The sequence below is a fragment of the Streptomyces sp. NPDC058534 genome, assembly GCF_042717365.1.
Taxonomy (GTDB): Bacteria; Actinomycetota; Actinomycetes; order Streptomycetales; family Streptomycetaceae; genus Streptomyces.
Genome location: NZ_JBHXNW010000009.1, coordinates 131,848 through 141,085, shown reverse-complemented (window position 1 = coordinate 141,085; position 9,238 = coordinate 131,848). Strand labels below are relative to the sequence as shown.

Annotated in this window: 7 protein-coding genes; 2 read left to right on the top strand and 5 right to left on the bottom strand. The window is 71.6% G+C overall.

All coding sequences use genetic code 11. The features are described from left to right. Positions 1-75: 75 nt before the first annotated feature. The 4 genes from ACFWR9_RS07890 to ACFWR9_RS07875 form a co-directional block, all read right to left on the bottom strand. Positions 76-1,494 carry a sugar porter family MFS transporter gene (locus ACFWR9_RS07890; RefSeq protein ID WP_383837169.1) on the bottom strand — a complete coding sequence of 473 codons (1,419 nt, stop codon included), beginning with the start codon at positions 1,492-1,494 and terminating at the stop codon, positions 76-78. Between the two features lie 203 nt (positions 1,495-1,697). Further along, the gene (smc, locus tag ACFWR9_RS07885; protein WP_383837166.1) at positions 1,698-5,291 is read right to left on the bottom strand and encodes a chromosome segregation protein SMC; all 3,594 of its coding nucleotides are present in this window, start codon (positions 5,289-5,291) and stop codon (positions 1,698-1,700) included. 262 nt (positions 5,292-5,553) lie between these two features. Next, complete coding sequence (locus ACFWR9_RS07880) at positions 5,554-5,766, bottom strand: hypothetical protein (protein WP_064730026.1); 213 nt, start codon at positions 5,764-5,766, stop codon at positions 5,554-5,556. Positions 5,767-6,145: 379 nt separating this feature from the next. After that, a complete protein-coding gene (locus tag ACFWR9_RS07875) occupies positions 6,146-6,427 on the bottom strand; it encodes an acylphosphatase (protein ID WP_383837163.1) in 282 nt (93 codons plus the stop codon). Between the two features lie 176 nt (positions 6,428-6,603). Here ACFWR9_RS07875 and ACFWR9_RS07870 point away from each other — a divergent pair, with 176 nt between their 5' ends. Continuing rightward, a complete protein-coding gene (locus ACFWR9_RS07870; RefSeq protein WP_383837160.1) occupies positions 6,604-7,770 on the top strand; it encodes a CAP domain-containing protein in 1,167 nt (388 codons plus the stop codon). 73 nt (positions 7,771-7,843) lie between these two features. Then, positions 7,844-8,248, top strand: coding sequence for a winged helix-turn-helix transcriptional regulator (locus ACFWR9_RS07865; protein WP_383837157.1), 405 nt, complete (start codon positions 7,844-7,846; stop codon positions 8,246-8,248). Here ACFWR9_RS07865 and mutM read toward each other — a convergent pair. Next, positions 8,238-9,098: a bifunctional DNA-formamidopyrimidine glycosylase/DNA-(apurinic or apyrimidinic site) lyase gene (mutM, locus tag ACFWR9_RS07860; protein ID WP_383837154.1), complete on the bottom strand. Its 861-nt coding sequence runs from the start codon at positions 9,096-9,098 to the stop codon at positions 8,238-8,240. The two genes, ACFWR9_RS07865 and mutM, sit on opposite strands and share 11 nt — an antisense overlap. Positions 9,099-9,238: the final 140 nt, after the last annotated feature.

Sequence of the window (9,238 nt, the reverse complement as noted above, 5' to 3'; positions counted from 1 at the left end):
GGGCGGGGGCGGCGGACGGTGCGGGGAGAGGGCAGCGGGGACTTGGCCCTGCTCCCCGGGTTCGGGGCGGGGCGGTCAGCCCATCTCCTCCAGGGCCTTGCCCTTCGTCTCCTTCACGAACTTCAGGACGAAGGGGATGGAGAGCGCGGCGAAGATCGTGTAGATCACGTACGTGCCGGACAGGTTCCACTCGGCCAGCGACGGAAAGCTCGCGGTGATGGCCCAGTTGGCGATCCACTGCGCGGAGGCGGCCACGCCCAGCGCGGCGGCGCGGATCCGGTTCGGGAACATCTCGCCGAGGAAGACCCAGACGACCACACCCCATGACAGGGCGAAGAAGAGCACGAACAGGTGGGCGGCGATCAGGGCGACCCAGCCCTGCGTGGCCGGGAGCGCGCCGTCGACCAGGTCGGAGGAGAAGGCCCAGGCCTCCAGCGCCAGCGCGATCACCATGCCGACCGAGCCGATGAGGGCGAGCGGCTTGCGGCCGACGCGGTCCACGAAGATCATCGCGATCACGGTGCCGACGATGTTGATGATCGAGGTCGTGAACGAGTAGAAGAACGACTGCGTCGGGTCGACGCCCACCGACTGCCACAGAGTCGACGAGTAGTAGAAGGCGACGTTGATGCCGACGAACTGCTGGAAGACCGACAGGCCGATACCGATCCAGACGATCGGCTTGAAGAAGAAGCTGCCGCCGAGCAGGTCCTTGAAGGAGGACTTCTCCTCGCGGTGCATCGCGTGCTCGATCTCGGCGACGCGGGCGTCGAAGTCCACGTCCTTGCCCTCGATCTCTTCGAGGATCTCCTTGGCGCGCTCGTGCTTGCCGACGGAGACCAGGAACCGCGGGGACTCCGGGATGGCGAAGGAGAGCAGGCCGTAGACGATCGCCGGGACGACCATGACGCCGAGCATGACCTGCCAGGCCTCCAGGCCCATCAGCTCACCGCGCTGGTCACCGCCGGCGGCGTTCAGCAGACCCCAGTTGACCAGCTGCGACACCGCGATGCCGAAGACGATCGCGGCCTGCTGGAAGGAGGCGAGCCGGCCGCGGTAGGCGGGCGGGGAGACCTCGGCGATGTAGGCGGGGCCGATCACGGAAGCCATGCCGATGGCGAAGCCGCCGACCACGCGCCACATGGCGAGGTCCCACAGCGCGAAGGGCAGCGCGGAGCCGATGGCGCTGACGGTGAAGAGGACCGCCGCGATCTGCATGCAGCGGATACGGCCGATCCGGTCGGCTATCCGGCCGGCGGTGGCGGCGCCGATGGCACAGCCGATCAGCGCGACGGCGATGACCTGGGCCAGTACCGCGGAGCCGACGTCGTAGCGGTCCCGGATGGCCTCGACGGCACCGTTGATCACGGAACTGTCGTAGCCGAAGAGGAAACCGCCCATCGCGGCCGCCGCCGCGATGAAGATGACGTGCCCGAGATGCTCGGGGTGAGCCGTCCTGGCTCCTGAACTGGCTGCCTGCACTGTGCGGGACACGTGTACTCCTCGGGCTACCGGCAACGCCGCCGGGGCGGATCGCCTTCGGGCACCCTGAAAGGAACCTGAAGGTAAAAGCAACGTTGCAGAGACTATGCCTTCAAGTATCGAAGTCAATAGGACGGGTGCTGTGAGTTTTTAGGTGCCTCAGTACACGATGCATCCAAGCTTCGCGTTCAAGAGTTGAAGTAATTGAGTCAGGACTAGCGCAGTCGCTGACTGATGACCTTCGACACACCGTCACCTTGCATGGACACGCCATACAGCGCGTCGGCGACCTCCATCGTCCGCTTCTGGTGCGTGATGACGATGAGCTGTGAGGCCTCCTGCAGCTCCTGCATGATCCGGATGAGTCGCTGGAGGTTGGTGTCGTCGAGCGCCGCCTCGACCTCGTCCATGACGTAGAACGGGCTGGGCCGCGCCTTGAAGATCGACACCAGCATCGCCACCGCGGTCAGCGAACGCTCCCCGCCGGAGAGCAGCGAGAGCCGCTTGACCTTCTTCCCCGGTGGCCGTGCCTCGACGTCCACGCCCGTGGTCAGCATGTTGTCGGGGTCGGTCAGGATCAGCCGCCCGTCACCGCCCGGGAAGAGCCGGCCGAAGACACCCTCGAACTCCCGGGCCGTGTCCCGGAATGCCTCGGTGAAGACCTGCTCGACGCGTTCGTCGACCTCCTTGACGACCTGGAGCAGGTCGGCGCGGGTCTTCTTCAGGTCCTCCAGCTGCTCGCTGAGGAACTGGTGCCGCTCCTCCAGCGCCGCGAACTCCTCCAGGGCCAGCGGATTGACCTTGCCCAGCTGCTGGTAGGCACGCTCGGCTGCCTTCAGGCGCTTCTCCTGCTCGGCGCGGACGAACGGGCGTGGGCGGTTGCGTGGGTGCTCGCCCGCGGCGGAGCCGCTGTCGGATTCAGTCTCGGGGAGTTCCTCGCCCTCGGCGGGGGGCGAGGGCGGCACCTCCTGATGGGGACCGTACTCGTCCGCCAGCCCCGCCGGTTCCACACCGAGTTCCTCCAGCGCCTTGGTCTCCAGCTGCTCGATGCGCAGCCGCTTCTCGGCGCCGAGTACCTCCCCCCGGTGAACCGAATCCGTCAACTTGTCGAGCTCCGCCTTGAGGTCGCGCCCCGCGGTGCGCTCGGCGGTCAGTTCCTGCTCGCGCCGGGCCTTGGCCGCCTCGGCGACGGTGCGCTCATCGTCGGCGCGGGTCAGCGAGACCTCGACGTGGGCGAGCAGTTGCCGGGCGCCGGCGGCGACCGCCTCGGCGACGGCCGCCTCGTGCCGCAGCCTGGCCCGGCGCTGTTCGGCACGCGCGCGTGCCTCGCGTTCGGCGCGGGCGGCCCGGTCCAGGGAGTCGGCCCGTCCGGCGAGGCCCTTGACCCGCTCCTCGTGGGTACGGACCTGGAGGCGGGCCTCCATCTCGGTCTGGCGGGCGTTGGCGCCGTCGGCGGCGAGCCGGTCGCGCGCGGAGGTGTCGGGCTCCTCCTCCCCTCTTTCCCCGAAGGGGGCACTCTCCTCGGCCACGGCCAGCCTCTCGGCCAGTTCCTCCACGTCCATCAGCGCCTTGTCCAGCGCCTCCTGCGCCCGCGCCGCCGCCGCGGTGGACCGTTCCGCCTCACCGGCGGCGCCCCGTGCCTGGCCCGCGAGCCGGCCCAGCTGCTGCGCGACGGACGACTTCTCCCGGTCGGCGGCCCGGCGCCGCTCCCCCAGCTCCTCGACGAGGCCCGCGCACTCCCGGCGCCGGGCGACGGCCACGTCCTGCGCCCCGGCCAGCTCCTCGCACCGCACGGCCAGTTCCTCCAGCTCGGCGGCGGCCCGGTCCACGGACGCCTGCACCTCCAGGAGGCTGGGCGCCCCGGCGGACCCGCCCTGCGCGAAGTGCGCGCCGAGCAGGTCGCCGTCGGCGGTCACCGCGGTCAGCCCGGGCCGGGCGTAGACGAGGTCCTCGGCGTCCTCCAGGGTGGCGACGACGACGATCCCGCGCAGCAGCCGCCGCACGGCGGGCATCAGGTCGGACGGGCCGCGGACGAGGTCGGCGGCGTACGACGCCCCGTCGCCGCGTGGTTCCTCCGGTACGTCGTCGGGGCCGCCGGCGAGCAGCAGGGCGGCCCGGCCGGCGTCCTGCTTGCGCAGCAGGCGGATGGCGTCGGCGGCGGCCGCCGGTGAGGTGACCGCGAGGGCGTCGGCGGCGGCACCGAAGGCGGCGGCCAGGGCGACCTCGTGACCGGGCGTCACGGTGAGCAGTTCGGCGGCCGGGCCCAGCAGGCCGGTGAGCCGGTCCTTGGCGGCGAGCACCGCTCCGGTGCCGTCCTTGCGGCGCAGTCCGAGGGCCAGCGCCTCGTGGCGGGCCCGTGTCGCCGCGCGCTCGCGCTCCGCCACGGTGGCCGCCTCACGGGCGGCACCGAGCGCGGCCTCCGCTTCGGCCAGCCCGCGCTTGGCGGCGTCGTGCCGCTCGGCGAGTTCCTGGTCGTCGGCGTCGAGGCCGTCGACCTCGGCCTGGAGCGTCTCATACTCCTCCTGGGCGGCGGCGGCGCGTTCCCGGGACTCGTCCCTGGCCTCGGCCAGCCGCTCGATCTCGGCCTGCGCCGAGGCGGCACGCGAACGTGCGGCGCCGACCTGGCCGCTGAGCCGGGCCAGCCCCTCACGGCGGTCGGCGATCGCCCGCGCGGCGTCCTTGAGGCGGCGCTCCTCCTGAGCCAGCTCGCGTTCGAGGTCCGCGCGGTGGGCGACGGTGTCCTCCAGGGCGTGCTCGGCCGCCTCCAGGGCCGCTTCGAGTTCCGCCTCCTGCTCGCGGACGCGGGCGGCCTCGCGCTCCAGCTCCTCCGGGTCGCGGCCGCGGCGCTCCTCGGGGGGCACGGAGGTGGCGCTCTTCACCCGTGCCTCGGCCAGCGAGACGGTGCCGCGCACCCGCTCGGCGAGCTGGGACAGCTCGTACCAGGTCTGCTGGGCGCGCTGGAGGCGCGGGGTCAGCCGGCGGACCTCGTCCTCCAGGTCGGCCTCGCGGCGCAGCGCCTTACCCAGTTCCCGTTCGGCGGCCTCCTTGCGCTCCTTGAGCGCGGCCTCGTCGGCGATCTCGGCCTGGAGCGCCTGACGCAGCCGTACGAGGTCGTCGGCGAGGAGCCTGAGGCGCGCGTCCCGCAGGTCGGCCTGGATGACGGCGGCCCGGCGCGCCACCGCGGCCTGCCGGCCCAGCGGCTTGAGCTGGCGCCGCAGCTCGTCGGTGAGGTCCTGCACGCGCGCGAGGTTGGCCTGCATCGCGTCCAGTTTCCTGAGCGCCTTCTCCTTGCGCTTGCGGTGCTTGAGGACGCCCGCGGCCTCCTCGATGAAGGCGCGGCGGCCCATCGGGTCGGCGTGCAGGACGGAGTCGAGCTGGCCCTGACCGACGATGACGTGCATCTCGCGGCCGATGCCGGAGTCGGACAGGAGTTCCTGGATGTCGAGGAGACGGCAGGTGTCGCCGTTGATCTGGTACTCGCTGCCGCCGTTGCGGAACATGATCCGCGTGATGGTGACCTCGGCGTACTCGATGGGCAGCGCCCCGTCGGAGTTGTCGATGGTCAGTGACACCTCGGCCCGGCCGAGCGGGGGGCGGCCGGTGGTGCCGGCGAAGATGACGTCCTCCATCTTGCCGCCGCGCAGCGACTTGGCGCCCTGTTCGCCCATGACCCAGCTGAGCGCGTCGACGACGTTGGACTTGCCCGAGCCGTTCGGTCCGACGACGCAGGTGATACCGGGCTCGAACCGGAGCGTGGTCGCCGAGGCGAACGATTTGAACCCGCGCAGGGTCAGGGCCTTCAGGTGCACGCCGCCGGACTCTACCTTTCGGGGGTGTCTCACTCCATGAACCGGTGAACCGCCGCGGTTTCACCGGTGAACGTGCAGGGCACATCAGACGTTGAAGAGGGTGAAAGGATGCGCGGGGCAGGGAAGTCCGGACGGACGCGGGCGCTGAAACGGGGGCAGGAAAGAAAGAAGGGACGCCGAAGCGTCCCTTGCAGACTCTGACACCTAGCGGTTGTACGGGCAGGCCCGACCACTGCGTGCCGTGCGTGGAGCGATGCAGTGATCAGGTGAGCGCAGGCTCCGCCTGGTGTGCGTCAACGCTCTCCATGCTCTCCATGATCCTGTCGTGAGAAGCGGCAGCCGCCAGCACGTCGTTCTCCGCCTGGATTCGTCCGAGCTCGGATTCCAGGTCCTGGACGCGCTGCTGGAGCCGTCGCATCTCGGCGAGGAGTCGAGGGTCGGAGCCGCCGACGTAACCGAGAAGCGCCTTTGCCATGATGGATGGTCCTCCACAATGAGTGACCGACCGAAGCGGTGCGGGTCGTGAGGGATTCGCACCCGCGGTGCTTGGCACTTTGGAGTTTTTACTGCTGTTCAACCATGCCAAACAGCTAAGGTGCGCGGGGCTTTCAGCGTCTCACCAAAAAGTTTGACGGTCAACACGATCACGCCCCGTATCGACGGGCGTCCGGGGGCATGCGGCCGGGAAACGGCGACGCTGCGACTCCTGCGGGCCCCTCGGGGCGTGGCGATCATTCTGGTTGCGGAGCCTCCCACGACGGGCCGTCCTTGGCAACCACCTGCCCGTTTTCGCTCCGGCCACCCCTGTGGGGAGGGTCGGACCGGGCGCCGGGGAGATCTCGGACGGCGCGGTGTCAGCGGACGGCGAAGCCGTCATAGCCGCCGCGAGGTGTGTCCCAGATCTCGGTGACGCCGTCCACGCGTCCGGGCGTGTCGTCGCCGTGCAGCCAGTCGAGGAGCCCTTCGCAGCGCTCCCGCGGTCCCTCGGCGACGACCTGGACGCGGCCGTCGGCCAGGTTGAGAGCAAAACCACTCATGCCGCCCAGTTCCAGCGCCCTGGCCCGTGTGAACCAGCGGAAACCCACGCCCTGAACCTGTCCGCGCACCCACGCGACCAGTCGTACATCCTCGCTCATGACTGCAACCTAACCAGTCAATGTCTCGCCGGACACTTCACCCCCTGGCGCCATGCGGTACCGTCCCCACCCAATGAATCTCACCTGAAACTCACTCGAACGTGTGAGTTCGGTGTTGATCGTGAGGACGCGTCGCCCGCGTCGCCAGCGACGACGAGGACGAGGAAGGCCAGGACATGGGACGCCACCGACGCTCCGCCGCCGGCCGCGCCGCCACGGGCCGCGCCGCGGGGGGCCATCAGCCGGACGGTGCGACGGGACGGGGCCGCGACCCGCGCACACCGGACGCGGGCGACCGCCCGACGATGGGGATCGCGCCCTATCTGAACCCCGAGGCGTACGCCGAGGTCCGCGCCAGGAGCGACGCCTACCTGTACGCGGACCACCCCGACGGCGAAGGCCCGCAGGCCGGCCGCACGGTCGCCTTCCCCAGTGACGGGTACGCCCCCGAGGGCGGCCCGCAGCCCGCGGGAGGGCACCGCAGGCGCCGGAAGAAGGCCGCCACCCCGGTCCGCACCGGGCTGCTCGGTGTCTCCGCCGCGGTCGCCATCGGCACCGTGGCGGTGGCCACGGGCGCGGTGCCCGGCCTCGACAACTACCGGATCGGCGGCGGCAGCGGCGGGGGCGACCGGGTGCAGGCCCAGGACACCCCGACGAACAGCCCGAGCGAGCAGGGCGGCACCTCCGGCAGCGCCGACACCGGCCGCGGCGGCGACGCCTCCACGAGCCGCGGCACCGACCGGTCCTCGTCGCCCTCCGGGTCCGCCTCCTCCGAGGACGCTCCGTCGCCCTCCCCGTCCACGACCTCCCCCTCGGCACCGGCCTCGAAGCCCGCGGCCCCGGCCGGGACCCCGTCGAAGACGAAGAAGCCCAGTACGACGCCGAGCGCCAAGCCGAAGCCCACGCCCTCGCGTCCGGCCGCCAAGGAGCCCGCGCGGCCCAGCGCCCCGGCCGCCGTGTCGGAGGAGTCCGCCGCCCAGGCCCAGGTGCTCAAGCTGGTCAACGACGAGCGGGCCAAGGTGGGCTGCAGCCCGGTGGCCGCGAACAGCGCCCTGCGCGAACTGGCCGAGGACTTCAGCAAGGCCATGGCCACGGAGGGCTTCTTCGACCACACCGATCCGGGCGGCGCGACCCCGTGGGACCGGGCGGCGGCGGCCGGCATCGGCAACCTCGGCGGCGAGAACATAGCCCGCGGCCAGCCCGACGCCCAGGCCGTGATGGACGCCTGGATGGACAGCCCCGGCCACCGCGCCAACATCCTGAACTGCGACTTCCAGACCCTCGGCGTCGGAGTCCAGTTCGGCTCCGGCGGGCCTTGGTGGACCCAGAACTTCGGCTACTGACCGACCCCTACCCCCGCTGTCCCCCGCGCAGCGCACTCTGCGGGGCAGCGCTGTGCTCGCGTACGCTGGGCGTATGTCGACCACGCAGGAGCGCACGGCGGAGCAGGAGCTGTCGTACGACGTGTTCTCCCGGGGCTGTCCCTCGCGCGGCACCCTGGAGCATGTCACGGGGCGCTGGGGCGCGCTGACGCTCGGCGCGCTGCACGAGGGTTCCTTCCGGTTCAACGAGCTGCGCCGCCGTGTCGACGGCGTCAGCGAGAAGATGCTGGCCCAGACCCTGCACGCGCTGGAGCGCGACGGTCTGGTGCACCGCGAGGCCCAGCACACCAACCCGCCCCGCGTGGACTACGAACTCACGGCGGCGGGCCGCGAGGTGGCCGGGCGGCTGATCGCGCTCATCCAGTGCCTGGAGGGGCGGATGGACGAGGTGCTGGCGTCGCGGGAGCGCTACGACACGCAGCGGATGCCTACGGCGTGACCCTGGGCGGGCGCTGGCACTTCGGGCAGAAGTAACTGGAGCGGTTCATCCAGGGCCGGCGGCGCATGGGCGTGGCGCAGCGGCGGCAGGGCAGGCCCTCGCGGCCGTACGCGTCGAGCGAGCGGTCGAAGTAGCCGGATTCGCCGTTGACGTTGACGTACAGGCTGTCGAAGCTGGTGCCGCCCACGGCGAGCGCCGCGTTCATCACGTCCCGGACGTGACCGAGGAGTTCCGCGGTGCAGGGGCGGGTGAAGGCGGCCGTGGGGCGTTCGTAGTGCAGCCGGGAGCGCCACAGCGCCTCGTCGGCGTAGATGTTGCCGACACCGCTGATCAGGGACTGGTCGAGCAGGGCCCGTTTGATCGTGGTCCGCTTGCGGCGCAGCGCCTGGTGGAACGCCTCGTCGTCGAAGAGCGGGTCGAGGGGGTCGCGGGCGATGTGCGCGATGACGTCGGGCAGGCCGTCGGGGGACGTGTCGTGCAGCGACAGGCCGCCGAAGGTGCGCTGGTCGACGAAGCGGAGTTCGGTGGAGAGGTCGTCGGCGAAGCGGACGCGGATGCGCAGGTGCTTCTCGGCCGGGGCCTCGTGCGGCTGGACCAGCAGCTGGCCGCTCATGCCGAGGTGGGCCAGGACCGCCTGGCCGGTGTCCGCCAGCGGCAGCCACAGGTACTTGCCGCGCCGGGCGGCGGTGCCGAAGCGGTGCCCCTTCAGCCGGTGGGCGAAGTCGTCGGGGCCGGCGATGTGCCGGCGTACGGCGCGCGGGTGCAGGACCTCGGCGTCGGCGACGGTGCGGTGGGCGACCCAGCGCTCCAGGCCGCGCCGGACGACCTCCACCTCGGGCAACTCGGGCATGGCATCCCCTCGGGCGGGCCGGATGGGCCGGTGGACGAGCCGAACGCCCGCCCCGGTTTCAGGGGCGGGCGCTCGCGGCGGGGGGTGGGGGATGCGGAGGCCGAAGGTGCGTGGGCGGCTTCAGCGGGTTAGGGGGGCCG

Bases quoted from the DNA above. Each gene is read 5' to 3' on its own strand.
- ACFWR9_RS07880 (WP_064730026.1), bottom strand. From the start codon at position 5,766: ATGGCAAAGGCGCTTCTCGGTTACGTCGGCGGCTCCGACCCTCGACTC.
- ACFWR9_RS07875 (WP_383837163.1), bottom strand. From the start codon at position 6,427: ATGAGCGAGGATGTACGACTGGTCGCGTGGGTGCGCGGACAGGTTCAG.
- ACFWR9_RS07870 (WP_383837160.1), top strand. From the start codon at position 6,604: ATGGGACGCCACCGACGCTCCGCCGCCGGCCGCGCCGCCACGGGCCGC.
- ACFWR9_RS07865 (WP_383837157.1), top strand. From the start codon at position 7,844: ATGTCGACCACGCAGGAGCGCACGGCGGAGCAGGAGCTGTCGTACGAC.
- mutM (WP_383837154.1), bottom strand. From the start codon at position 9,098: ATGCCCGAGTTGCCCGAGGTGGAGGTCGTCCGGCGCGGCCTGGAGCGC.